Below are 22,999 nucleotides of genomic sequence, written 5' to 3' on the forward strand. Positions count from 1 at the left end.
AATGGCCCCTGCTTCGCCAGACCGACTGAAGCAAACGCTAGGGGTGCCAGCCCGCGGCCCGAGGGTCGCAGGCCGGCTGAGAGAGTCCCTTTGAACCTGACTGAGGTAATCCTCGCGCAGGGAAGCTGGTCCGGCGGCCGCCGCGTCTTTGTCTCCTCTCGCGCGGTGGTCCTGCCGCCGTGGCCTCGCCCACCTGCCAAACACTTTGCAATGGAGCAAATGGATGGCAATCGAAACTCAAGGCAATGAAGCGCTGACGCCGCTCGCCGCAGGCAGCCGCGTGTTCCGCTGGCACGACCACCTGTCGCTGTGGTTCAGCCTCGGCGTCGGCCTGCTGGTGATGCAGATCGGCGCCTATCTGGTGCCGGCGGTCGGCACGCGCGATGCGGCGGTCGCGATCGTTCTGGGCTCTTGCATCGGCGCCGGGCTGCTGGCCTGGACCGCACGCCTGGGCTGCCAAAGCGGCCTGGCCAGCGCCGGGCTCATGCATGCCACCTACGGCAGCGCCTTCGCACGGCTGCCGGTGGTGCTCAACATCGTGCAGCTGATCGGCTGGACCACTTTCGAGCTCGTGATCATGCGCGAGGGCACGCAGGCCATCGGCAAGCAGGCCTTCGGCTGGTCGCTGGACGGCAGCCTGGGCAGCCTGCTGACCACGCTGCTCTGGGGCGCGGTGCTGCTGGCGCTGCTGGCCGGCTCCATGGTCAAGCTGGTGCGGCGCTTCGTCAGCCGCTTCGGGCTGCCGCTGGTGCTGCTGTCGCTGCTGTGGCTCAGCTGGCAGTTCGCGATCCAGCTGCAGGCCAAGGGGCTGGACGCCTTCTGGTCGCGCCCGGGCAACGGCAGCATGGGCCTGTTCAGCGCGCTCGACCTGGTGATCGCGATGCCCGTCTCCTGGCTGCCGCTGGTGGCCGACTACGCACGCCACGGCCGGCGCAGCACCGGCGGGCTGGGCGGCGCGTTCTCGGGCACCTGGCTGGGCTACGCGCTCGCCAACATCTGGTGCTATGGCCTCGGCGTGATGGTGGCGAGTTCGGCCGAGCCGGGCAGCAACCTGGTGACGGCCCTGCTGCTGGCACAGGGCGGCCTGGTGGCACTGGGCCTGATCCTGATCGACGAACTCGACAACGCCTACGGCGACGTGTACTCGGGCTCGGTCTCTGCCCACAGCCTGAAGCCGCGCTGGAGCGTGAAGCGCTGGGGCCTCGTGCTCGCGGTGCTGTGCATCGGCTTCGCGCTGGTGCTGCCGATGCACACGCTGGAGCCCTTCCTGCTGCTGCTGAGCTCGGTCTTCGTGCCGCTCTACGGCGTGATCCTCGGGCGCCTGGGCACCGGAGAAGCGCCGGCGTCGGCAGGCACGCGCCGCGTCGACCTGGGCGCCGCGTTGATCTGGATCGCGGGCATCGCCGTCTACCACGGCTGCGCCAGGTGGGCGCCTCAGCTCGGTTCGGCCCTGCCCACGTTGGCCTTCACCTTCGTGCTGGCCTGGTTCACGCGCCAGGCAGCGGCAGGCGGACCGTCGGCACTGGCGCAAAGCCGTGGTTGAGGGGGCCATGACCCGCACCGACCTTCACCTCCGCACCGGCGGCCATTGCGGCCACCACGTAGCCGCGCGCGCGTTCGACCGCCTCCGGCAGCGCGTAGCCGAGCGCCAGGTGCGCCGCGATCGCCGAGGACAGGGTGCAGCCCGTGCCGTGCAGGTTGCGGCTGGCGATGCGCTCGGACGAAAGGCGCAGCCGCTCGCCATCGGCCTCGGCCAGCAGATCCACCACGTCGTTGCCCGGCAGATGGCCGCCCTTGAGCAGCACGGCGCGCGCGCCCAGCGCGAGCAGCTCGCTGGCCGCATCGTCGAGCGCGTCGACGCCGTCGATGGCATGGCCGATCAGCAGCGCCGCCTCGTCCAGGTTGGGCGTGACCACGCTCGCGCGCGGGAACAGCTCGCGCACCAGCACCTGCACGGTCTCGGCGGCGATCAGCCGGTCGCCGCTGGTGGCGACCATCACCGGGTCGAGCACCACCTTGTCGAGCTGGTAGTGGTCGATGGCCCACGCCACCACCTCCACCACTTCGGGCGCATGCAGCATGCCGAGCTTGACCGCGTCGACGCCGATGTCTTCCACCACCGCCCGGATCTGGGCCTTGAGGAATTCCGGCGGCACGCCGTGGATGCCGGAGACGCCCAGCGTGTTCTGCGCGGTCAGCGCGGTGATGGCCGTCATGCCGTAGCAGCCCAGGGCCGAGAAGGTCTTGAGGTCGGCCTGGATGCCGGCGCCGCCGCCGCTGTCGGAACCGGCGATCGAGAGCACGCGCGCATAGCGGGAGGTTGCTTGGGTCATGCCGAAAATTATCGGCCACGCCATCGCGGGCCCTTCAGGAGTACATGCCGATGACCGCGCGCAGCGCACTTCCTTTCGCTTCGGCCGCCATCCTCGGCGCCGGGCTGATGGGCCGCCTGCTGGCCGTGGCGCTGGCCCGCGCCGGTTGCCGCGTCGAGCTCTTCGATGCCGGTGGACCGCAGGCCGATGGCTCGGCCGCCCGCGTTGCGGCCGCGATGCTGGCGCCGCTGGCGGAGTCGGCCGTGGCGCCGCCCTCGATCGTGCGCATGGGGCACTACGGCCTCACTCGCTGGCCCGAGTTGCTGGGCGAGCTGGCGCAGCCCGTGTTCTTCCAGCGCGAAGGCACGCTGGTCCTGTGGCACCGGCAGGATGCGGCCGAGGCCGCGCGGCTGACGCGCATGCTGGCGCGGACCGGTGAATGGGTGCCCGAAGTGGCCGTGATGAAGACGGTCGACGCCGCCGGCATCGCCGCGCTGGAGCCGGCGCTGGGCCGCCGTTTCGCGCAGGGCCTGTTCCTGCCGCAGGAAGGCCAGCTCGACAACCGCGAGCTGCTCGCGTCCCTGCTCGCCACGCTGGAGGCCCTGCCGAATGTCAAGCTGCATTGGCACGCACCGCGCAGCCTGGACGAATTCGAGCCCGGCGAGGGCGAACGTGTGATCGACTGCCGCGGCCTCGGTGCCCGGCCGCAGTGGAGCACGCTGCGCGGTGTGCGCGGCGAAGTGATCCGCGTGCATGCGCCCGAGGTGGCGCTGACGCGGCCCATGCGCGTCGTGCATCCGCGCTATCCGCTGTATGTCGTGCCCAAGCCGAAGCAGGTGTTCGTGATCGGCGCCACCGAGATCGAGTCCGAGGACATGTCGCCGGCCAGCGTGCGCTCCACGCTGGAGCTGCTGAGCGCGGCCTACGCGGTGCACAGCGGCTTCGCCGAGGCGCGCATCCTCGAGATCGCGACCCACTGCCGCCCCGCCCTGCCCGACAACCTGCCGGCCTTCGGCCAGCCGCGCGCCCGCGTGATGCAGATCAACGGCCTCTACCGCCACGGCTTCATGATTGCGCCGGTCATGCTCGACGTCGCGCTGGAGCTGCTGCGCGAAGGTCGCTCGACGCTCGCGGAGCGCTTCGCGCTGGCGCCCAGCCTGGAGGAGACCGCCCCATGAACGTCCTGATCAACGACGACCCGAAGACCCTGCCCGACGGCGCCACGCTGGCCGACGCCATCGCCCTGATCGAGGCGAAGCCGCCCTATGCCGCAGCCGTGAATCGCCAGTTCGTGCCGCGCTCGAGCCACGCCTCGCACATCCTGCATCCCGACGACTGCATCGAAGTGATCCGCCCCGTGACGGGCGGCTGAACCGGAGACACACCCATCATGATGAACACGAACGCCGACGATCCCCTGGTGCTCTACGGCCAGGCCTTCCAGAGCCGCATGCTGCTCGGCACCTCGCGCTACCCTTCGCCCGACGTCCTCGAAGCAGCGGTGCGGCGTGCCCGGCCCGCGATGCTCACGGCCTCGCTGCGCCGCCAGACCGGAACGCCCGGCAACGGCAGCGATGGCAACGGCTTCTGGGAACTGCTGCGGCGCCTCGATGTGCCGGTGCTGCCCAACACCGCCGGCTGCCACAGCGTGCAGGAGGCCATCGCCACCGCGCAGATGGCGCGCGAAGTATTCGAAACGCCGTGGATCAAGCTCGAGCTGATCGGCGACGACTACACGCTGCAGCCCGACACGCTCAGCCTGGTCGAAACGGCCTCGCAGCTGATTCGCGACGGCTTCCATGTGCTGCCCTACTGCACCGAGGACCTGGTGGTCTGCCAGCGCCTGGTGGACGTGGGCTGCCAGGCCGTGATGCCCTGGGCTGCGCCCATCGGCACCGGTCGCGGGCCGGTCAATCCCTATGCCATGCAGGTGCTGCGCGAGCGGCTCTCGGTGCCGCTGCTGGTCGATGCCGGGCTGGGGCTGCCCTCGCATGCCTGCCAGGTCATGGAGTGGGGCTACGACGGCGTTCTGCTCAACACCGCCGTGGCGCTGGCGCAGGACCCGGTCGCGATGGCCGGCGCCTTTGCCGATGCGGTGCAGGCTGGCCGCAGCGCGCGCCTCGCCGGCGCGATGACCGCACAGGATTCCGCGCAGCCCAGCACGCCGGTGCTGGGCACGCCCTTCTGGCATCACGCGAATTCGCAATGACGGCCATGAACGACCAGCACGACATCGCGCGCGCCATCGTGGCGGCCCACGCGGCTCGCTTCGGCCAGACGGGTGACCGTCCCGCCTCCTTTGCTTCCGACGACGCGGTGTACCGCGGCGCCAAGACCGCCTGCGCGGCGCTCGGCTTCATCGAGGTCGATGCCGAATGCCTGGCTCGCGCCTGGCAGGCACAGACGCAACGCACCGGCGCCTTCGATGCGCAGGCCTGGCCCGAACATCCGGCAGATTTCGGCATGCGCTCCTTCCCGCCGTCGGCGCGCGCCGACGCCTTCCCGCCCTGCCCCGAGAAGCTCGGCCTCTATGCCGTGCTGCCCGATGCCGCCTGGGTCGGCCGCATGGCGCGCGCGGGCGTGCCGACGGTGCAGTTGCGCTTCAAGTCCGTCGATCCGGACGCAGTGAGGCGCGAAGTGCATGCAGCCGTGGAGGCCGTGCGCGGCACCGATGCGCTGCTTTTCATCAACGACCACTGGCAAGCCGCCATCGAGGCCCGGGCCTACGGACTGCACCTGGGCCAGGAAGACCTCGACGCCCTCGATGCGCAGGAACTGCAGGCCATCCGCGCCTCCGGCCTCCGCCTGGGCGTCAGCACCCACGGCTACGCCGAAATGGTGCGCGCCGATGCCGTGAGCCCGAGCTATCTGGCGATGGGCGCGGTGTACCCGACCACGCTGAAGCAGATGGCTACCGCGCCGCAAGGCGTGGCACGGCTGGCCGCTTACGCGCGGCTCATGCGCGGCTATCCGCAAGTGGGCATCGGCGGCGTCGATGCAGCACGCCTGCCCGAGGTGCTGGCCACCGGCGTGGGCTCGGTGGCGGTGGTGCGGGCGCTGGTGGCCGAGGCCGACCCCGAGGCGGCGGCGGCTCGCCTGATGGACGCCATGACGGCCGCTTGAAGAAGTTTTCCGCGGACCGGCCGTGGCGATGCGAAGCGGCCGGGAGGGGCCGAAAACCACGCTATAATTTGAGGCTTGTTCCTCGATAGCTCAGTCGGTAGAGCGCCGGACTGTTAATCCGTAGGTCCCTGGTTCGAGCCCAGGTCGAGGAGCCACCTACAAGCCGCACAGGCAATGAAGGCCTCGCTACCAAACCGGTAGCGAGGCCTTCTTCTTTTGGGCCTTTCGATATCTGGACAGCCTTGAATCTGTCCGATACGCCGCATCAGCGGCCACCCTCTTGATCGCTGCCTGGCCTGGCTGCGCCCTGCGGGCGCGCAATTCAGCGCTGCCTTGTTCCCTTATCCATTTGATCCATGTCCTGGCGAGGACGACCCGTTCCTTAAGCGCTGGCGAGTTCGCACAAGGAATTAAAGCTTTGGCCGCGGGTTCATCACGGTTGCGAGCGCCCGGCGCAGCAAATAAGCCCCTCTGCGAGAGGGGAAAACCTGCGCCAGAAAAGCCTTTTCACGCCCTTCTCGATGTGGGAAATAAAACACATCTGAAGGCGCAGCTCAGTCGCGCCCAATAACGCTTTCCGATTAAAAGTAACTAAATTGGATTAACTATTTAATACCATCGAACCCACCAAAGTTCGCACAGTGCGGCCAACGTCCTGCACCAATATGACAGGACAAATGTCAAAGATTCTTAAATCTGAAATCGGCACCACGCCCCCGACAAGAATTCTCATAGGATCGGCCAACAGATGTTTCTTTTGTAATAACTAATAACATTGTTGTACTACTTTAGGCCATGAACCGAATCTACTTGTCTGTCTGGAATGAATCCATTGGCGCTTGGATCGCCGCGTCCGAAAGCACGCGCGTCCGTGGCAAGCGCAGTGGCAGCCGCGTGGTGGCCGGCGCCGGCTGCGGCGTGGCTGCAACGCTCCACACGAGCCGCCTGCGCCTCCGGATCGTCAGCGCGCTGCTGGCGATGTGCGGGATGGGATGGGCCTCGTTGGCGCAGGCGCAGGCAACCTGCGATACGGCGCCCTATACCGAGTACAGCGGCACCGCCTCATGCATGGGCAATGGGGCCAGTGCCACGGGGACGGGATCCACCGCGCTGGGCGCCAATGCGACTGTCAGCGCCAACGGTGGGGTCGCAGCAGGGTCTGGCGCTCAAAGCTCCCAGGTGAATGCCGTCGCGGTTGGTGCCGGGGCCATTTCCGCAGGCGTCAACTCCATCTATCTGGGCGCCCGTACCGTCCCCGGAACGGGGGCACTGGCCGGGAATGCCATCGCCATCGGCACGGATGTGACGGCGTCTCAGGGCAGGGCCATTGCGATCGGAATCCTAAGCCAGGCGACTGGGGCCAACACGGTGGCGCTAGGCCAAAGTTCGGAGGCCTCAAGTACCGCCGCGGTGGCGTTGGGGTCGTTGGCAGCGGCAACCAACCTCGCAGCCACCGCCCTCGGGAACGCCGCTCGGGCAGAAGGAAATAGTTCGCTTGCGCTCGGGGCGCAAGCGCTCGCCATGGGTGCCAGCACCGTAGCGGTCGGTCAGGGTGCCGGCGCGGGCTCGTCGGCCACCAATACCGGTTCGATCGCACTGGGTATCGCCACCGGCGCGCTGGTCACCGGCGCGCAGAACACCGCCATCGGCGGCGGCATTGCCAGCGTGATGCGCGGCGCAGGCTCCGGCGTCACCGGAACGCGCAACGTTGCCTTCGGTGTAGGCGATGGCACGGTCACCTACGACGGCACCTTGAGCGCTGCGGCCGGAAGCCTGGTCAGCGGCGACGACAATATTGCCATCGGCACCAACGCCGGCATCGGCGTCACGAGCGATGCAACGACGTCGATCGGTTTCAGCGCGAATGCGAGCGTGGGCAACGCGATCGCCATCGGTACCCGGGCAAGCGCGTCCGCACTGGATGCCGTCGCACAAGGCAGCAGCGCCAATGCAGGCGGCCGGAACGCCATCGCCATCGGCTTCCAGTCGATCGCTTCCGAGATCAATTCCATCAATCTCGGTGCGCGCACGCTCGCGGGATCGGGCGCCACTGCGGCAGGCGCTATCGCCATCGGCACGGACGTGACGGCATCGCAGGATTAAGCGATCGCACTGGGCATCGTGAGCCGGGCCGCCGGCGTCAATGCGGTAGCGGTCGGGTCCCGGGCCAACGCGGCTGCCGACAATGCCACCGCACTCGGCTCGGGCGGGACGAACACCGCGACCGCCGTGCGCGCCTCGGGCACCGGTTCCGTGGCGCTGGGCGGCAACACGACCGCGGGCGCCAACGCGGCGGGCACCAATGCCATCGCCATCGGCGGAGAGTCGTCTGCGACCCAAACCGAGGCAATCGCCATGGGCCGCCTGGCCAGCGCCTCGGCCCTGAACACCATCGCGGTCGGCAGCAATGCGCGGGCCGATGCGGCCGAAGCGGTGGCGATCGGCACCAACGCCACGGCCACGGGCGGCCGCGCCGTCTCAATCGGTTCGGGCAACGTCGCCAGCGGCAACGGCGCGGTGGCGATCGGCGACCCAAACACCGCCACCGGCGACGGCGCGATCGCGAGCGGTCTGGACAACACCGCCACCGGCAACGGCTCGGTGGCGATGGGCAACACCAACATGGTCGGCGGCGGCGGCCAGGCGGTGAGCGTGGCGGGCATGGCAGCACAGGGCGCAGTGGGCATCGGCTACCAGAACACGGTGGTCGGCCAGGGCAGCGTCGCGATCGGCAGCACCAGCAAGGCACTGGCTGCCGGCGCAGTCGCCTTCGGCGACACGGCAGTGGCGAACAACGCCCGCGACGTGGCGCTGGGCTCCGGCTCCACGACGTCGGCCGCGGTCCCCACGGCCAGCACGGTGATCGGCACCACCACCTACAACTTTGCCGGAATCGCGCCCACCAGCACCGTCAGTGTCGGAGCCGTCGGTGCGGAGCGCACCATCACCAACGTGGCCGCCGGCAGGATTTCCGGCACCTCGACCGATGCCATCAACGGCTCGCAGCTGTTCGGCACGAACCAGCAGGTGACGGCGAACACGACCTCGATCACCAATCTCAACGACACGATCGACGACATCAACAACGGCGCGGGCATCAAGTACTTCCACGCCAACTCGACCCTCCCCGACTCGCAGGCCCTCGGGACGGATTCCGTTGCCATCGGCCCGAACGCGGTGGCGAACAACGCCAATGCCGTGGCGCTGGGCTCCGGCTCCACGACGGCAGCGGCGGTCGGCACGGCCAGCGTCGTGATCGGCACCACCTCTTACAACTTCGCCGGCGCCACGCCCACCAGCACGGTCAGCGTCGGGGCGCCGGGCGCGGAGCGCACCATCACGAACGTGGCGGCAGGCCGGCTCGACGGCGGCTCCACCGATGCGGTGAACGGCTCGCAGCTGTTCGCCACGAACCAGCAGGTGACGGCAAACACGACCCAAATCACCAATCTCAGCAACACGATCGGCGACATCAACACCGGCGCGGGCATCAAGTACTTCCACGCCAACTCGACCCTGCCGGACTCGCAGGCCCTCGGGACGAATGCGGTGGCCATCGGGCCGAATGCGGTGGCGAACAACACGGGCGACGTGGCACTGGGCTTCGGGTCCACGACCGCAGTGGCGGTCGGCACGGCCAGCACCGTGATCGGCACCACCACCTACAACTTCGCCGGCGCCGCGCCCACCAGCACGGTCAGCGTCGGCGCGCCGGGCGCGGAGCGCACCCTCACGAACGTGGCGGCAGGCCGGCTCGACGGCGGCTCCACCGATGCGGTGAACGGCTCGCAGCTGTTCGCCACGAACCAGCAGGTGACGGCGAACACGACCTCGATCACCAATCTCAGCAATACGATCGGCGACATCAACGCCGGCGCAGGCATCAAGTACTTCCACGCGAATTCGACACTGCCCGACTCGCAGGCGCTGGGGACGGATTCGATCGCGGTCGGTCCGAATGCCGTCGCGAGCGGGGTCGGCAGCATTGCGCAGGGCCTCGGCGCCAGCGCAACCGTCGATGGTTCCATTGCACTCGGTTCAGGCTCGGTCTCCGATCGCGCCGTCGCAGGCAGCACCGGCGACATTCCCGCGGGCAGCTCGCTGATCCCGTTCAACACGACCGACCGGACGCTGCTGGGCGCCGTCTCGGTCGGCAGCGCGACCACCTACCGCCAGATCACCAACGTGGCCGACGGCACCCAGGCGCAGGACGCCGTCACGGTGCGCCAGCTCAGCGGTGCGCTGCAATCCTTCGCCGTGACGCCGACCCTGTACTTCCACGCCAACTCCACCGGGATGGACTCGCTGGCCATCGGCGCCGAATCGGTGGCGGTCGGCCCTCGCACGGTGGTCAACGGCAACAGCGGCGTCGGCATCGGCGATGGCGCAGTGGTGCAGCAGACCGCCCCCGGCGGCGTGGCCATCGGCCAGGGCGCGACCTCGCACCGGGCGGACTCCGTGGCGATCGGCACGCAGTCTTCAGCGGCAGCGGTACAGGGGGTTGCGATCGGCGCGGGCAGCAGCGTCACCCAGGCCGGCGGCGTGGCATTGGGCGCAGGCTCGGTCGCCTCGACGGCGGCCGGCGCGGCGGGCTATGTGCCCACGGGTGCGTCCACCTCGCAGACCGCGGCCGTCAACGCCACCACCAGCACGCTGTCGGCGGTGTCCGTCGGCGATGCCGCCAACGGCCAGTTCCGGCAGATCACCGGGGTGGCAGCGGGTTCGCTGGACAGCGACGCGGTCAACGTGTCGCAGCTCAAGGCCGTGCAGAACACGGTGGCGAGCGTCGATCAATCCGCGGTCAAGTACGAGACCAACGCGGACGGCACGACCAACTACAACAGCGTGAAGCTCGGCGGCACGAACACCGACGCGCCGGTGACTCTCCACAACGTCGCCGACGGCGTGGCCGGCAACGATGCGGTCAACGTGAATCAGCTGAATGCGGGCCTCGCGGCCGCCAACCAGTACACCGATGCCAAGCTCGGCCAGGTCCAGGCCAACGTCGACAGGGTGAGCAAGGAAGCCAATGCCGGTGCAGCCGGCGCCATGGCGATGGCCAACCTGCCGCAGGCGGCCATCCCCGGCAAGAGCATGGTGTCCGCGGGTGTCGCGGCCTTCGACGGACAGGCGGCCATTGCGCTCGGTGTTTCCAAGCTGGCTGACAACGGCCGATGGATCGTCAAGTTCAGCGGCACGGCCAACTCGCGCGGCAAGGTCGGCGTCGCCGCCGGCATGGGCTTCCACTGGTGAGCACCTCGCACGCAACCACTTTCCAAGGCGATTCATGAACAAGCAAATCAATGGGGCCGGACTTGCGCTGGCGGTCGCAGCACTGCTGTCGCTGGCAGGCTGCGGGACATCGACGCTCAGCAGGAACATTTCGGACGATGGCCGCGCGGGCGAAGTCGTCTTTCCCGACATCGGGAACCACGCCTGGCTGAAGGAAGGCACCTTCCCCAACCCTGACAACCTGCGCCGCATCGCGCCCGGCGTCAGCAAGGACCAGCTCTACGAACTGGTGGGGCGGCCCCACTTCAGCGAAGGCCTGTTCGGGGTTCGCGAGTGGGACTACGTCTTCAACTTCCGCATCCCTGGCGGCGTGAAGACCTGCCAGTACAAGGTGATCTACGACACCGCGCTGCGGGCCCAGAGCTTCCACTGGCTGCCGGCCGATTGCCCCGAGCTGTTGAAGGAGCGCTCGGCGCTGCCGAACTCACGCTCATCGTCGGCCGGATGAAGCGGGGCCTTTTTCCTTGGGCTTGCACTTGATCCGGACCCAGTCGGTGGTCCGCACATCCGGCAGGTAAATGCTCGAGCGGCGCTTCGCGATCAGTTCCTGGACCAGGCTTCCCGCCGCTTGCCTGAGCAAGGGCGCATCCCCCTTTTCAAAGTAGGGCACCACGAGGATGCCCCAGGGAGGCTCCCGAAACAATCGCCCGAGCGCGGCCTTGCGCAACATCAGCGGCTCGGCCGTGATGTCCACACCGTGATCGACGAGAAGATCGAATACGCAATAGTCGACCGGCTTGGCGCCGATGTACCAGCAGCGATGGCGGGCACGCTCCTGAAGCGCCTGGAAATCGCTGCGGCCCTCATCGTCCAGGACGCACACTTCGCCGTCGGCGATGCACGAATCGCCGGCCATGCCGGCCATGCCGGCCAGGGCGTCGCTGATCTCGGGAAACCAGTGGGTCGCGTTGGCTCCGTGGCGCGTCCTCAGCTGAACGGCGCGGCCACCACCGAATGCGGCGGTCACGCGATAGCCGTCGTATTTCAGCTCGTAGATCCACCCGGGCTCATGAAGACCCAATGCGCGCTCCGACAGCAGCATGGGCTTGAAGTCCTCGAGGCGGACCATGGGAACGCTGCGACCGTCCCGATCGCTCAGCGGCTCTCGACCTTGCCCCTGGCTTCCAGCTTGCCCTCGGCCTGCAAGTCGGCAACGGCCATTGCGAAGGCCAGGAGTTCTTCGGACAGCGGAGCGCCGGGGGCCAGCACGCCCGTGCGCTCGGCCAGCGCCTGAAAAAGAGCCCGCGGGGACTCGGGGGAAGACGGAACCGGAATGTTGGGATCCTCGGGCATCTGATCTCCTTGTCGCCTACTGAGGCGGCGCGGCCGGCTTCTGCGGCGCCTGCTGGGTGGTGGGCTCCTGCATGACCGGGGAGCGCTCTCTGGACTCCGAAAGGAGGTAGTACGCCAGGACTGCGAGAACCACCAGGACGGCCACCGCGGCGGCGCCCCACCGGAAGACACGCTTGTCGTCGCGGTCGTCGCTCCTGGCTTGTGCTTGTCGATGAGTGGCCATGGTCGATCCTTCCATCCAATCGATGAACGCTACCCACAGCGCGCCGCGTCGCGTCGTCGGACAGGGGCGCAGACCCCTGTACCCCAAAACCAGAAGAACTTGCCTGACGATCGCCTTTCACATCGCCCACCGGCAACGGGAGCCTGCGAGCGGGTGCCTACAGGATGACGGCTCGCCGCCCGATCGGTTGGACACCCGGCTCGCGAGATACATGGAGCGCTGGGCTTTCGAAGATGTGGCCGGCACCCCCAGCCGTGCCGGTCGATGCATGGAGAAATTGGAATGACCACGACAACTTCCACTCACGACGTCATCTCGTCCGATCGCGTCGAAGGAACCACGGTCTACAACACGGCAGGTGAAAAGCTCGGCTCCATCGACGATCTCATGATCGACAAGATCTCGGGCCAGGTCCGCTACGCCGTCATGGAATTCGGCGGCTTCCTCGGCATGGGTACCGACCGCTACCCGATCCCCTGGAACATGCTGAAGTACGACACCTCGCAGGATGGTTATGTGGTGCCGCTGGACAAGGCGAAGCTGGAAGGCGCGCCGAGCTACGCGGGCGATCGCGTGCCCGACTACGACGAGACCTACCGCAGCACCGTCGACAAGTACTACGGACTCTATTGATTTGAGGCCAAGGGCGCGGTCGGCCGTGCCCGCGCACGGCCCCCGGCCCGCCCGATGCCGACGCTGCGGGCACCTTCGGGCTGTCCCCCGTGTCAGCCCCCTTCCCGCAAGGCCTTGGGTCCGCGTCCGTCGCCAGCACTTTTGCCCCGCGCCAACACTCCAAATACAGAAACGCACAGGAGACACAGCATGCCGGACGACTTGAGCAACCGCGGCCCGCAGGATCGGTCGCGCATCAACGTCAGCGAGACGCACGAACTTCGCTACTGGACGAAGGAGCTGGGCGTCAGCGAGGCGCAATTGAGGGCGGCCGTGGCCGCCGCAGGCACTTCGGTCGAGGCGGTCCGCCAATACCTCGGGAAGTAAGGTGCAAGGATTGGCGGCATGGGAGCCGATGATGTCCAGGACCGTCGTGTTCGTGTACCGGGGCTATCACTTCCTCTGCAGCGCCGAGAAGGAGCGCCCGGGCCGGTTTCGGCCCGTGGTGATCCGGCAACTCGGATTTCCAAGTGAGAAGCAGGTGCCGCTCATGAATGACGCCGACCTCTGCCGAACCGAGGCGGAGGCGCTTCGGCATGCAGAGCAGCAGGCCATCCATTGGGCGGACAGCCGGGTCGAAGTACACGAAGTCTGAAGAAGCCCCGCAGCGTGGCTTTCGCTGCACCGCAACACGGGCAGGCCGTGCAGCCATCGGTTGCGCCATGCCGGCGATTGCGCAGAATGACTCGCCCTTTCCTCGAAAGGAGGTTCCCATGCCGATGGAACTTCTTCGGCAGATCGCGCAGCAGCCGCTGCCCTATACGGTCTACGCGCCCGCCGAGATCGACAAGCTGCGCGTGCTGCGTGCCGCGGAGCTGGTGAACGCCTTCATCCCGCCCGCCGAGTTGCTCCCCAGCGGCTGCGAAAGCCACAGGCCGGCCCAGGTGCTGGCCATCACCCCCAAGGGACAACAGGCCCTCGACGGCCAGTTGCACGACGTGCTCGGCCCCTTGAGCGCAGACCGACCGCCCATCTCTGCTTGCTCGAATTAGGGAAGTCACTGATCAATCAGTGCATCCGAGTATAGAAACCGGCATTTCGCGTACCAATTCCGCAAGCCGAGGTCTCCAAAATCGGTTGAAGCGACTGCCTCGTCGCCAACCACAAGGAGACATCGAGATGAAGCGTTTTCTGAAGGCGGGACTGGTGCTCGCGCTCACAGCCGCAGGCCTGGCCGCCCATGCCGCGACCGACCTGGTCATTGCCACGGTGAACAACGGGCACATGATCGAGATGCAGAAGCTCACGCCGGCTTTCGAAAAGGCGCACCCCGACATCAAGCTCAAGTGGGTCACCCTCGAGGAAGGCACGCTGCGCCAGCGCGTCACCACCGACATCGCCACCAAGGGCGGCCAGTTCGACGTGATGACCATCGGCATGTACGAGACGCCGATCTGGGCCAAGAAGGGTTGGCTCAACCCCATCGCCACCGACGCCGCCTACGACGTCGACGACCTCCTGCCGGCGATGCGCACCGGCCTGTCGGCCGACGGCAAGCTCTACGCCGCGCCCTTCTACGGCGAGAGCTCGATGCTGATGTACCGCAAGGACCTCGCCGACAAGGTGGGCTTCAAGATGCCCGACCAGCCGACCTGGGCCCAGGTGAAGGAGCTCGCGGGCAAGGTGCACGACCCCAAGGGCGGCGTCTACGGCATGTGCCTGCGCGGCAAGCCGGGCTGGGGCGACAACATGGCCCTGCTCACCACCATGGTCAACACCAACGGCGGCCAGTGGTTCGACATGAGCTGGAAGCCGCAGATCGACTCCAAGCCCTGGAAGGACGCGATCACCTTCTACGTCGACCTCATGAAGGCCTACGGCCCGCCGGGCGCCTCGGCCAACAGCTTCAACGAGAACCTCGCCCTGTTCAACGAAGGCAAGTGCGCCATGTGGGTGGATGCGACCATCGCGGCCTCCTTCGTGAGCGATCCCAAGCAGTCGAAGGTGGCCGACAAGGTGGCCTTCGCGCAGGCGCCCACCGCCGTCACGCCGAAGGGCGCCAACTGGCTATGGGCCTGGGCGCTGGCGGTCCCCGCCGGTTCGCAGAAGGTGGACGCGGCGCAGACCTTCATCAAGTGGGCGACCTCCAAGGACTACATCAAGCTGGTCGCCAAGGAACATGGCTGGGGCGCCGTGCCGACCGGCACCCGCAAGTCGACCTATGCCACGCCCGAGTTCATGAAGGCGGCACGCTTCGCGGAAGCCGAGAAGAAGGCGATCGACACCGCCAACCCGAACGACAGCACGCTGCCCAAGTCGCCCTACGTCGGCGTGCAGTACGCCGCCATCCCCGAGTTCCAGGCCATCGGCGTCGCGGTCGGCCAGCAGATGAGCGCAGCCCTCTCGGGCAAGACCACGGTCGACCAGGCGCTCAAGACCTCGCAGACGGCGGCCGAGCGCGAAATGAAGAAAGCCGGGTACTACAAGTGAGCACCCTCACGCCCTCCCCCGCCGGGGAGGGCCGGGTGCCGGGCGCGGACACTTCCGCCCCGCTCCCCGGCTTCTCCCAGAGCGGGAAGAAGAACAAGAAGACCGCCAGCGAACGACTCCTGCCCCGGCTGCTGATGGCGCCGGCGGTGCTCACGCTCTTCCTCTGGATGATCGTGCCGTTGGCGATGACGATCTATTTTTCGTTCGTCAACTACAACCTCATGCAGCCGGGCGACCATCCCTTCGCCCGCTTCGAGAACTTCGAGTACTTCATCACCGACCCGGACTTCTGGCCCGCGGTGTGGAACACCCTGCTCCTGATCGGCAGCGTGATCGTGTCGACCGTGGTGCTGGGCGTGCTGCTGGCGCTGCTGGTCAACGAGCCCTTCCCCGGGCGCGGCATCGTGCGCGTGCTGCTGATCTCGCCCTTCTTCGTCATGCCCACGGTCAACGCGCTGCTGTGGAAGCACATGATGATGAACCCGATCTACGGCGTGCTCGCGGACCTCTGGCGCTTCTTCGGTGCCGAGCCGGTGGACTGGCTGACCGACGTGCCGCTGCTCTCCGTGATCATCATGGTGGCCTGGCAGTGGCTGCCCTTCGCCTGCCTGATCTTCATCACCTCGCTGCAGTCGCTGGACCGCGAGCAGATGGAGGCCGCGCGCATGGACGGCGCGAGCGCGGTGCAGCGCTTCGGCTATCTCACCATCCCGCACCTTGCGCGGCCGATGGCGGTGGTGATCATGATCGAGATGATCTTTCTGCTCTCGGTCTTCGCCGAGATCGCGGTCACGACCAACGGCGGGCCGGGCAACGAGAGCACCAACCTCACCTACATGATTTTCAAGCAGTCGCTGATGAACTTCGACGTGGGCGTGGCGTCGGCCGGCGCGCTCTTCGCGGTGATCCTGGCCAACATCGTGGCGGCCTTCCTGATCCGCATCATCGGCAAGAGCTTGGACTAAAAATGACGCTCTCCCCCAGGCTCCCCCACTTCGTGTGGTCCGCCAACCCCCTCACCGGGGGCAACACCAGCGGCCCGGCAAAGCCGGTTCCGCGGTGTTCCCCGACTGGCGTGCGTCCTTTCGTGCGCGGCGCGTCGCGCAAAGCGCAGTGGAGTTCATATGCAAAATGACAGCGTCGTCCCCCTCGTCCTGCGCACCGCCGGTGCCTGGGCCATCTCGCTGCTGCTCTTCTTTCCGCTGGGCTGGCTGGTGCTGACCTCCTTCAAGACCGAGCTGCAGGCGATCCACGTGCCGCCGCTCTTCGTCTTCGAGCCCACGCTGGACAACTTCTCCGAGGTGCAGCGCCGCAGCGACTACCTGCTGTTCGCAAAGAACTCGCTGATCACCAGCATCGGCTCCACCATCCTGGGCCTGCTGATCGCGGCGCCGGCCGCCTATTCGTTTGCCTTCTTCCGCACCAAGCGCACGCGCGACATCCTGATGTGGATGCTCTCCACCAAGATGATGCCGGCCGTGGGCGCGCTGGTGCCGATCTACGTGCTCGCGCAGACCGCCGGCCTGCTGGACTCGCGCACCGCGCTCGTCATCGTCTTCACGCTGTCGAACCTGCCGATCATGGTGTGGATGCTCTACACCAGCTTCAAGGACATCCCCGCGGAAATCCTCGAAGCCGCGCGCATGGACGGTGCCAACCTGTGGACGGAGTTCCGCAACGTCGTCATGCCGCTGTCGGTCGGCGGACTCGCCTCCACCGGCCTCCTGTGCCTGGTGCTGAGCTGGAACGAGGCCTTCTGGGCACTCAACCTCAGCTCGGCCAAGGCGGGCACGCTGGCAGTGCTGATCGCTTCCTACTCCAGCCCCGAAGGCCTGTTCTGGGCCAAGCTCTCGGCCGCTTCGCTCCTGGCCATCGCGCCGATCGTGGTGTTCGGCTGGTTCAGCCAGAAGCAGCTCGTGCAGGGCCTCACCTTCGGTGCCGTCAAGTAAAGGACTTCCCATGGCCTACCTCCAACTCGACAACATCAAGAAAAGCTTCGGCGACACCCACGTCATCAAGGGCGTGGACCTGCAGATCGAAAAGGGCGAGTTCATCGTCTTCGTCGGTCCCTCGGGCTGCGGCAAGTCGACGCTGCTGCGCCTGATCGCCGGGCTCGAGCCCATCACCAGCGGGACGCTCTCGCTGGACGGCAGGGACATCACGCGCACGCCTTCGGGCAAGCGCGACCTGGCGATGGTGTTCCAGAGCTATGCGCTCTACCCGCACATGAGCGTGTTCGACAACATGTCCTTCGCGCTCAAGCTGGCGAAGGTGCCCAAGGACGTGATCAAGACCAAGGTCGACCATGCGGCCAAGACCCTGAACCTCACGCAGTACCTGCAGCGCACGCCGAAGGAGCTCTCGGGCGGGCAGCGGCAGCGCGTGGCGATCGGCCGCGCCATCGTGCGCGCACCCAAGGTCTTCCTCTTCGACGAGCCGCTGTCCAACCTGGACGCGGCGCTGCGCGGCAACACGCGCGTGGAGATCAGCAAGCTGCACCGCGCGCTCGGCGCCACCAGCATCTACGTGACGCACGACCAGGTCGAGGCCATGACGCTGGCCGACCGCGTGGTGGTGCTGCGCGACGGCCTGATCGAGCAGGTCGGCACGCCGATGGAGCTCTACGACCGGCCCGCCAACCAGTTCGTGGCCCAGTTCATCGGCATGCCTTCGATGAACATGGTGCAGGCGCGCGCGATCCCGAGCTTCACGGCACAGGTCGATGGCCGCCTGCCCACCGACGGCTTCCTGGGCGTGCGGCCCGAGGGCCTGCGCGTGCATCCGGGCAGCGCGCAGGGCGCGCCGGCGCGGGTCGAGCTGATCGAGGCGCTCGGCGCCGACACGCTGATCCACGTGGACGTGGGCGGCGTGCCGCTGGTGGCGCGCCAGAACGAGCGCACGCCGCTGCACCCGGGCGACCCGGTGAGCGTCGAGCTCGACCCTTCCGTGCTGCATTTCTTCAACCGGGAAGGCCGTGCCGTCGCCGCCTGAATCGCTCCGCCCCATGTCCGTTCCGCTCCTCTCGGAGTTCGTGATCCTGCATCTCGGACTCGGCTCCTTCCATCGCGCCCACCAGGCGGTCTACCTGCAGCAGCTGATCGAGGCCGGCGACGCGCGCTGGTCGCTCTCGGGCGCCAACCTGCGGCCCGACATGGCCGAGCTGCTGGCCACCCTGCGGGCGCAGGACGGCTGCTACACGGTCGAAACCGTCTCGCCGGCCGGCGACTACCGCTACCAGCGCATCGGCGCCATCCGCGAGGTGCTGCCCTGGGAGCCGTCGCTGGCGGCGGCGGTCGCCCGCGGGGCCGACCCGCGCACGCGCATCGTGTCCTTCACCGTGACCGAGGCCGGCTACTACCTCGACCCGCAGGACCGCCTCGACACGGGCGCCGCCGAGCTGGCCGAGGACCTCGCGCGCGCCCGGCGCGGCGAGGCCGGCCAGACCATCTACGGCGCGGTCTGCGCCATCCTGCGCGCCCGCAGCGCTGCCGCCGATGCCGGCGCGGTGACGCTGCTCAACTGCGACAACCTGCGCCACAACGGCGAGCGCTTCCGGCGTGGCCTGCTCGAATTCATCGAGCAGGCCGGCCTGCCCGCGCTGGCGGCCTGGGTGCGCGAGAACACCACCTGCCCGAACGCGATGGTCGACCGCATCACGCCGCGCCCGCCGCCCGAGCTGCGCCGGCGCGTGCGCGAGGCGACCGGCTGGGACGATGCCGCACCGGTCACGGCCGAGCGCTTCACCCAGTGGGTGATCGAGGACGACTTCATCCACGGCCGCCCGGACTGGGCCCGCGTCGGCGTGGAGCTGGTCGATTCGGTGGCGCCCTACGAGGAGGCGAAGATCCGCATCCTCAACGCCAGCCACAGCTGCATCGCCTGGGCCGGCACGCTGGCCGGCCTGCAGTACATCCACGAGGGCACGCACACGCCGGCGATCCGGCAGATGGCCTTCGACTACGTGACCGAGGACGTGATTCCCTGCCTGGATGCGCCCGGCCGCCCGAGCCCGGTGGACCTGCCGGCCTACCGCGACGTGGTGCTGGAGCGCTTCGGCAATCCCGCGATCCGCGACACCAACCAGCGCGTGGCGATGGACGGCTTCTCGAAGATTCCGGGCTTCATCGCGCCCACCGTGCGCGAGCGCCTGGCGCGCGGCGAAGGCATCGCCGGCGTGGCGGTGCTGCCCGCCCTCTTCCTGTTCTTCCTGCGTCGCTGGCATGCCGGCACCCTGCCCTACGTCTACCAGGACCAGGGCATGGACGAGGCGGGCGCGCATGCGATCTGCGAGGCGCCCGACCCTATCGAGGCGCTGTGCAGCGACGCGGGTCTCTGGGGCGACATCGCAGGCGATCTGCGCCTGATCGAAGCGGTGCGCACGGCATCGGCGCGCGTGCGCGCCTTCATCGAGGAGAGAAGTTCATGAGCAGCCGTCTCGCACAACGCCATGTGCTCGTGACCGGTGCCGGCGGCGGGATCGGACTCGCCATCGCCGAAGCCTGTCTGCAACAGGGCGCGCGCTGCACGCTGGTCGATCGCGCGCCCGCACCCTCGGACGGCGTGTCGCTGCTGCAGCGCAGCCATCCCGGCCGCGTGGCCTACCTGCCGGGCGACGTGACCGACGCCGCCGCCGTCGCGCACCTGCTCGAAGCGGCCCAGGCCGCAGCCGGACCGATCCATACGCTCGTCAACAACGCCGCGGTGTTCGACATGGCACCGTTGCTGGAGAGCGACGAGGCCTCCTTCGATCGCCTCTTCGCGGTCAACGTGAAGGCCCTGTTCTTCGTCATGCAGCGCGTGCTGCAGCACATGGTGGCCCACGGCGAGGCGGGCTGCTCGGTCATCAACATGGCCTCGCAGGCCGGCCGCCGCGGCGAGGCGCTGGTGTCGCACTACTGCGCGACCAAGGCCGCCGTCATCAGCTATACGCAAAGCGCGGCGCTGGCGATGGCGCCGCAGGGCATCCGCGTCAATGCCATCGCGCCGGGGGTGGTCGACACGCCGATGTGGGCGCATGTCGATGCGCTGTTCGCCCGCTACGAAGGCCTTCCGGCCGGCGAGAAGAAGCGCCGGGTCGGACTCGAGGTGCCGCTGGGCCGCATGGGCACGCCGGACGAGATCGCCGGCGCCGCCGTCTTTCTCGCGAGCGACGAGGCCCGCTACATCACGGCGCAGACGCTCAATGTCGACGGTGGTAACGTCATGAGCTGACAAGGCGTGAAGGAACCGGCCATGACATCGGCGCGCCAACGCCACCTGCCCCGCCACCGCGAGCCCGAGCTGGAGCGCGACATCACGCGCTCGCCCTCGCTCGGCTACGAGGCGCCCGAGGAAACCGGCCTGGTGCGCTGCCTGGCGCACGGCTTCCCCAGCCCGCTCGTTCGCTGGCACTTCCACGACGAGTACGAGCTGCACCTGATCACCGAGACCTCCGGCAAAGCCTTCATCGGCGACTGGATCGGCCCCTTCCAGCCCGGCCACCTGGTGCTGTGCGGCCCGCGCCTGCCGCACAACTGGATCTCGCTCGATGTGCCCGAGGGCGGCGCGGCCGGGCGCGACCGCGTGATCCAGTTCAGGCACGACCCGCTCGAGCGGGCGGCGGAGGAGATCCCGGAACTGCGCGAGGTGATGCAGCTGCTCGAGCGCTCCCGCCACGGCATCGAGTTCTTCGGCCTCGCGGAACGCGCGCTGGCGCACTGGGATGCGGTCAAGGGCGCGCGCGGGCTGCGCCGCTTCGCGCTCTTCTGCGAGTACCTGGCCGACCTCGCGCAGTGGACCGACTACCGGCTGCTCTCGAACGTGCAGATGCAGGGCGTGGAAGGCGAGGCCGGCGTGGACCAGATCAACGTCATCGTCGACCGCATCACCTCCAACCTGGCCGAGCCGATCGTCATGGCCGACATCGCCACCGAGCTGGGCATGAGCGAGAGCCGCTTCAGCCGCTTCTTCAAGCGCTCGACCGGCAACAGCTTCACCGACTTCGTGAACCGCGTGCGCATCAACAGCGCCTGCCATCTGCTGATGCAGACCGATCACTACGTGACGGACATCTGCTACCAGGTCGGCTTCAACAACGTCGCCAACTTCAACCGCCGTTTCCTGGAGATCAAGGGCATGACGCCGACCGAGTTCCGGCGCCAGAGCGACCACCGCTTCGGCAGCGGCGGCTGAGGAAAGGCGAACGCCCGTGTACCTCGGACTCGATCTCGGCACCTCGGAACTGAAGGCACTGCTGCTCGCGCCGGACCACCGCATCGTCGCGCTGGCCCGCGCGCCGCTCGCGGTCGAGCGGCCGGCGCCGCTGTGGTCGCAGCAGGCACCCTCGCAATGGTGGGAGGCGCTGGAAGCCGTCATGGCCCGGTTGCGTCGCACGCACGCTCCGGCGCTCTCGGACGTGCGCGCCATCGGGCTCTCGGGCCAGATGCACGGCGCCGTGGCCATGGATGCGCAGGACCGGGTGCTGCGTCCCGCCATTCTCTGGAACGACGGCCGCAGCGCGGCCCAGTGCCGCACCCTCGCCGCGCGCCTGCCGCGGCTGGGCGAGATCGCCGGCAACCTGGCGATGCCGGGCTTCACCGCGCCCAAGCTGCTGTGGATGCGCGAACACGAGCCCGAGCTGTTCGCGCAGATCGCGCATGTGCTGCTGCCCAAGGACTGGTTGCGCTTCATGTTGAGCGGCGAGTTCGCGAGCGACATGTCGGATGCCTCGGGCACGCTGTGGCTGGACGTGGGGGCGCGCGACTGGTCCGACGAACTGCTGGCCGCCTGCGGCCTGTCGCGCGCGCAGATGCCGCGGCTGGTGGAAGGCAGCGCGCCCGCCGGCCGGCTCAAGCCGGAGCTGGCGCAGCGCTGGGGCATGGAGGCCGGCGTGAGCATCGCCGGCGGCGGCGGCGACAACGCCGCCAGCGCCGTGGGCATGGGGCTGGTGGAAGCAGGACAGGGCTTCGTCTCCCTGGGCACCTCCGGCGTGATCTTCATCGGCGGCGAACGTTTCGAGCCCCGCCCCGAGGCGGCAGTGCATGCCTTCTGCCATGCGCTGCCGGGCCGCTGGCATCAGATGTCGGTGATGCTGTCGGCCTCCAGTGCGGTGAGCTGGGCCGCGCGCAGCTTCGGCCTCGGCAACGAGGCGGCGCTGCTGGCCGCAGCCGCCTCGCTCGGGGACGAGGCGCGGCAGCACGCGCCGCTGTTCCTGCCCTACCTGTCGGGCGAGCGCTCGCCGCACAACGATGCCGACGCCCAGGGCGTGCTGTTCGGCCTCACGCATGCGCACGGGCCGGCCGACATCGCCTTCGCGGTGGTCGAAGGCGTGAGCTTCGGGCTGCGCGATGGCCTCGACACGCTCGCCCGGCCGGCCGGCGACCTGGTGCTGGTCGGCGGCGGCGCACGCAGCACGTGGTGGGCGCAGCTGCTGGCCGACGTGCTCGAGACGCCGCTGGCGATCTGCGAAGGCAGCGAGGCCGGCGGGGCGCTGGGCGCGGCGCGGCTCGCCTGGTTGTCGGACGGCGGTGCCCTGGCCGAGGTCTGCCGCCGCCCCGGGCTGCGGCAGCGCTTCGCGCCGGACGGCTCCCCGGCCGAGCCGCTTCGCGCCCGGCATGCACGCTTCAAGGCGCTTTACGCCGCGCTTCGCCCGCTCTTTGCGCCACGAGGTGAATGA

The 22,999-nt window shown here is 68.3% G+C and carries 24 protein-coding genes and 1 tRNA gene; 21 read left to right on the forward strand and 4 right to left on the reverse strand.

Features of this window, described 5'->3' with window-relative positions; genetic code table 11:
- Positions 1-223: 223 nt before the first annotated feature.
- Positions 224-1,543, forward strand: a complete 1,320-nt coding sequence (locus AC3A6Y_RS18240) for a purine-cytosine permease family protein (protein ID WP_487869629.1) — start codon at positions 224-226, stop codon at positions 1,541-1,543.
- On the opposite strand, the gene thiD is transcribed toward AC3A6Y_RS18240, so the two are convergent.
- Entirely contained in the window at positions 1,488-2,333 is an 846-nt protein-coding gene (gene thiD / locus AC3A6Y_RS18245) for a bifunctional hydroxymethylpyrimidine kinase/phosphomethylpyrimidine kinase (protein WP_487869630.1), read from the reverse strand. The two genes, AC3A6Y_RS18240 and thiD, sit on opposite strands and share 56 nt — an antisense overlap.
- Positions 2,334-2,383: 50 nt before the next feature.
- Here thiD and AC3A6Y_RS18250 point away from each other — a divergent pair, with 50 nt between their 5' ends.
- From AC3A6Y_RS18250 to AC3A6Y_RS18285, 8 genes are all read left to right on the forward strand, one after another.
- Positions 2,384-3,490 (forward strand): FAD-dependent oxidoreductase, encoded by a 1,107-nt coding sequence (locus AC3A6Y_RS18250; RefSeq protein ID WP_487869631.1) that lies wholly within the window; start codon positions 2,384-2,386, stop codon positions 3,488-3,490.
- Positions 3,487-3,684, forward strand: coding sequence for a sulfur carrier protein ThiS (gene thiS / locus AC3A6Y_RS18255; RefSeq protein ID WP_487869632.1), 198 nt, complete (start codon positions 3,487-3,489; stop codon positions 3,682-3,684). Before AC3A6Y_RS18250 ends, thiS begins: the two co-directional genes overlap by 4 nt.
- An 18-nt stretch (positions 3,685-3,702) precedes the next feature.
- Complete coding sequence (locus tag AC3A6Y_RS18260) at positions 3,703-4,521, forward strand: thiazole synthase (RefSeq protein ID WP_487869633.1); 819 nt, start codon at positions 3,703-3,705, stop codon at positions 4,519-4,521.
- Positions 4,518-5,435 (forward strand): thiamine phosphate synthase, encoded by a 918-nt coding sequence (locus AC3A6Y_RS18265; RefSeq protein ID WP_487869634.1) that lies wholly within the window; start codon positions 4,518-4,520, stop codon positions 5,433-5,435. The genes AC3A6Y_RS18260 and AC3A6Y_RS18265 overlap by 4 nt, the downstream gene beginning before the upstream one ends.
- A gap of 79 nt (positions 5,436-5,514) precedes the next feature.
- Positions 5,515-5,590: transfer RNA gene (locus tag AC3A6Y_RS18270), tRNA-Asn, on the forward strand.
- A 640-nt stretch (positions 5,591-6,230) separates the two neighbouring features.
- On the forward strand, positions 6,231-7,538 hold the full coding sequence (locus AC3A6Y_RS18275; RefSeq protein WP_487869635.1) for an ESPR-type extended signal peptide-containing protein: 1,308 nt from the start codon (positions 6,231-6,233) through the stop codon (positions 7,536-7,538).
- Between the two features lie 18 nt (positions 7,539-7,556).
- The gene (locus AC3A6Y_RS18280) at positions 7,557-10,688 is read left to right on the forward strand and encodes a YadA-like family protein (RefSeq protein ID WP_487869636.1); all 3,132 of its coding nucleotides are present in this window, start codon (positions 7,557-7,559) and stop codon (positions 10,686-10,688) included.
- A gap of 34 nt (positions 10,689-10,722) precedes the next feature.
- A complete protein-coding gene (locus AC3A6Y_RS18285) occupies positions 10,723-11,175 on the forward strand; it encodes an outer membrane protein assembly factor BamE (RefSeq protein WP_487869637.1) in 453 nt (150 codons plus the stop codon).
- On the opposite strand, the gene AC3A6Y_RS18290 is transcribed toward AC3A6Y_RS18285, so the two are convergent.
- Genes AC3A6Y_RS18290 through AC3A6Y_RS18300 form a run of 3 tightly spaced genes read right to left on the reverse strand, consistent with a single transcriptional unit; the run spans position 11,158 to position 12,243 of the window.
- Positions 11,158-11,796, reverse strand: a complete 639-nt coding sequence (locus AC3A6Y_RS18290; protein ID WP_487869638.1) for an ATP-dependent DNA ligase — start codon at positions 11,794-11,796, stop codon at positions 11,158-11,160. The genes AC3A6Y_RS18285 and AC3A6Y_RS18290 overlap by 18 nt on opposite strands.
- Before the next feature lie 26 nt (positions 11,797-11,822).
- Positions 11,823-12,020, reverse strand: coding sequence for an aminoglycoside phosphotransferase (locus AC3A6Y_RS18295; RefSeq protein ID WP_487869639.1), 198 nt, complete (start codon positions 12,018-12,020; stop codon positions 11,823-11,825).
- A gap of 16 nt (positions 12,021-12,036) precedes the next feature.
- Positions 12,037-12,243 carry a hypothetical protein gene (locus tag AC3A6Y_RS18300; protein WP_487869640.1) on the reverse strand — a complete coding sequence of 69 codons (207 nt, stop codon included), beginning with the start codon at positions 12,241-12,243 and terminating at the stop codon, positions 12,037-12,039.
- A 282-nt stretch (positions 12,244-12,525) separates the two neighbouring features.
- On the opposite strand from AC3A6Y_RS18300, the gene AC3A6Y_RS18305 reads away from it, so the two are divergent.
- The 12 genes from AC3A6Y_RS18305 (at position 12,526) to xylB (ending at position 22,999) form a co-directional block, all read left to right on the forward strand.
- A complete protein-coding gene (locus AC3A6Y_RS18305) occupies positions 12,526-12,876 on the forward strand; it encodes a PRC-barrel domain-containing protein (protein ID WP_487869641.1) in 351 nt (116 codons plus the stop codon).
- A gap of 189 nt (positions 12,877-13,065) precedes the next feature.
- A complete protein-coding gene (locus AC3A6Y_RS18310; protein ID WP_106554007.1) occupies positions 13,066-13,242 on the forward strand; it encodes a DUF3606 domain-containing protein in 177 nt (58 codons plus the stop codon).
- A gap of 31 nt (positions 13,243-13,273) precedes the next feature.
- A complete protein-coding gene (locus AC3A6Y_RS18315; RefSeq protein WP_487869642.1) occupies positions 13,274-13,510 on the forward strand; it encodes a hypothetical protein in 237 nt (78 codons plus the stop codon).
- 118 nt (positions 13,511-13,628) lie between these two features.
- Positions 13,629-13,907: a hypothetical protein gene (locus tag AC3A6Y_RS18320; protein WP_487869643.1), complete on the forward strand. Its 279-nt coding sequence runs from the start codon at positions 13,629-13,631 to the stop codon at positions 13,905-13,907.
- A gap of 127 nt (positions 13,908-14,034) precedes the next feature.
- Positions 14,035-15,345 (forward strand): ABC transporter substrate-binding protein, encoded by a 1,311-nt coding sequence (locus AC3A6Y_RS18325; RefSeq protein WP_487869644.1) that lies wholly within the window; start codon positions 14,035-14,037, stop codon positions 15,343-15,345.
- 134 nt (positions 15,346-15,479) lie between these two features.
- Positions 15,480-16,310 (forward strand): carbohydrate ABC transporter permease, encoded by an 831-nt coding sequence (locus tag AC3A6Y_RS18330; RefSeq protein WP_487841101.1) that lies wholly within the window; start codon positions 15,480-15,482, stop codon positions 16,308-16,310.
- Between the two features lie 159 nt (positions 16,311-16,469).
- The gene (locus AC3A6Y_RS18335; protein ID WP_487869645.1) at positions 16,470-17,294 is read left to right on the forward strand and encodes a carbohydrate ABC transporter permease; all 825 of its coding nucleotides are present in this window, start codon (positions 16,470-16,472) and stop codon (positions 17,292-17,294) included.
- Positions 17,295-17,304: 10 nt separating this feature from the next.
- Positions 17,305-18,336, forward strand: coding sequence for an ABC transporter ATP-binding protein (locus AC3A6Y_RS18340; RefSeq protein ID WP_487869646.1), 1,032 nt, complete (start codon positions 17,305-17,307; stop codon positions 18,334-18,336).
- Between the two features lie 13 nt (positions 18,337-18,349).
- Complete coding sequence (gene dalD, locus AC3A6Y_RS18345; RefSeq protein WP_487869647.1) at positions 18,350-19,771, forward strand: D-arabinitol 4-dehydrogenase; 1,422 nt, start codon at positions 18,350-18,352, stop codon at positions 19,769-19,771.
- Positions 19,768-20,556 (forward strand): L-iditol 2-dehydrogenase, encoded by a 789-nt coding sequence (locus tag AC3A6Y_RS18350; RefSeq protein WP_487869648.1) that lies wholly within the window; start codon positions 19,768-19,770, stop codon positions 20,554-20,556. Before dalD ends, AC3A6Y_RS18350 begins: the two co-directional genes overlap by 4 nt.
- Before the next feature lie 21 nt (positions 20,557-20,577).
- On the forward strand, positions 20,578-21,516 hold the full coding sequence (locus AC3A6Y_RS18355; RefSeq protein ID WP_487869649.1) for an AraC family transcriptional regulator: 939 nt from the start codon (positions 20,578-20,580) through the stop codon (positions 21,514-21,516).
- Between the two features lie 16 nt (positions 21,517-21,532).
- Positions 21,533-22,999, forward strand: a complete 1,467-nt coding sequence (gene xylB / locus AC3A6Y_RS18360; protein WP_487869650.1) for a xylulokinase — start codon at positions 21,533-21,535, stop codon at positions 22,997-22,999.

The organism is Variovorax sp. Soil_C_17, assembly GCF_057657265.1.

What these genes read in the sequence shown, in the direction of transcription:
- AC3A6Y_RS18315 (WP_487869642.1), top strand. Translation starts at nt 13,274, where the DNA reads ATGTCCAGGACCGTCGTGTTCGTGTACCGGGGCTATCACTTCCTCTGC.
- AC3A6Y_RS18310 (WP_106554007.1), top strand. Translation starts at nt 13,066, where the DNA reads ATGCCGGACGACTTGAGCAACCGCGGCCCGCAGGATCGGTCGCGCATC.
- thiD (WP_487869630.1), bottom strand. Translation starts at nt 2,333, where the DNA reads ATGACCCAAGCAACCTCCCGCTATGCGCGCGTGCTCTCGATCGCCGGT.
- AC3A6Y_RS18275 (WP_487869635.1), top strand. Translation starts at nt 6,231, where the DNA reads ATGAACCGAATCTACTTGTCTGTCTGGAATGAATCCATTGGCGCTTGG.
- AC3A6Y_RS18325 (WP_487869644.1), top strand. Translation starts at nt 14,035, where the DNA reads ATGAAGCGTTTTCTGAAGGCGGGACTGGTGCTCGCGCTCACAGCCGCA.
- AC3A6Y_RS18340 (WP_487869646.1), top strand. Translation starts at nt 17,305, where the DNA reads ATGGCCTACCTCCAACTCGACAACATCAAGAAAAGCTTCGGCGACACC.
- AC3A6Y_RS18250 (WP_487869631.1), top strand. Translation starts at nt 2,384, where the DNA reads ATGACCGCGCGCAGCGCACTTCCTTTCGCTTCGGCCGCCATCCTCGGC.
- AC3A6Y_RS18295 (WP_487869639.1), bottom strand. Translation starts at nt 12,020, where the DNA reads ATGCCCGAGGATCCCAACATTCCGGTTCCGTCTTCCCCCGAGTCCCCG.
- AC3A6Y_RS18285 (WP_487869637.1), top strand. Translation starts at nt 10,723, where the DNA reads ATGAACAAGCAAATCAATGGGGCCGGACTTGCGCTGGCGGTCGCAGCA.
- AC3A6Y_RS18300 (WP_487869640.1), bottom strand. Translation starts at nt 12,243, where the DNA reads ATGGCCACTCATCGACAAGCACAAGCCAGGAGCGACGACCGCGACGAC.
- AC3A6Y_RS18355 (WP_487869649.1), top strand. Translation starts at nt 20,578, where the DNA reads ATGACATCGGCGCGCCAACGCCACCTGCCCCGCCACCGCGAGCCCGAG.
- AC3A6Y_RS18305 (WP_487869641.1), top strand. Translation starts at nt 12,526, where the DNA reads ATGACCACGACAACTTCCACTCACGACGTCATCTCGTCCGATCGCGTC.
- AC3A6Y_RS18330 (WP_487841101.1), top strand. Translation starts at nt 15,480, where the DNA reads ATGGCGCCGGCGGTGCTCACGCTCTTCCTCTGGATGATCGTGCCGTTG.
- AC3A6Y_RS18265 (WP_487869634.1), top strand. Translation starts at nt 4,518, where the DNA reads ATGACGGCCATGAACGACCAGCACGACATCGCGCGCGCCATCGTGGCG.
- dalD (WP_487869647.1), top strand. Translation starts at nt 18,350, where the DNA reads ATGTCCGTTCCGCTCCTCTCGGAGTTCGTGATCCTGCATCTCGGACTC.
- AC3A6Y_RS18240 (WP_487869629.1), top strand. Translation starts at nt 224, where the DNA reads ATGGCAATCGAAACTCAAGGCAATGAAGCGCTGACGCCGCTCGCCGCA.
- AC3A6Y_RS18290 (WP_487869638.1), bottom strand. Translation starts at nt 11,796, where the DNA reads ATGGTCCGCCTCGAGGACTTCAAGCCCATGCTGCTGTCGGAGCGCGCA.
- AC3A6Y_RS18260 (WP_487869633.1), top strand. Translation starts at nt 3,703, where the DNA reads ATGATGAACACGAACGCCGACGATCCCCTGGTGCTCTACGGCCAGGCC.
- AC3A6Y_RS18335 (WP_487869645.1), top strand. Translation starts at nt 16,470, where the DNA reads ATGCAAAATGACAGCGTCGTCCCCCTCGTCCTGCGCACCGCCGGTGCC.
- AC3A6Y_RS18320 (WP_487869643.1), top strand. Translation starts at nt 13,629, where the DNA reads ATGCCGATGGAACTTCTTCGGCAGATCGCGCAGCAGCCGCTGCCCTAT.
- AC3A6Y_RS18350 (WP_487869648.1), top strand. Translation starts at nt 19,768, where the DNA reads ATGAGCAGCCGTCTCGCACAACGCCATGTGCTCGTGACCGGTGCCGGC.
- thiS (WP_487869632.1), top strand. Translation starts at nt 3,487, where the DNA reads ATGAACGTCCTGATCAACGACGACCCGAAGACCCTGCCCGACGGCGCC.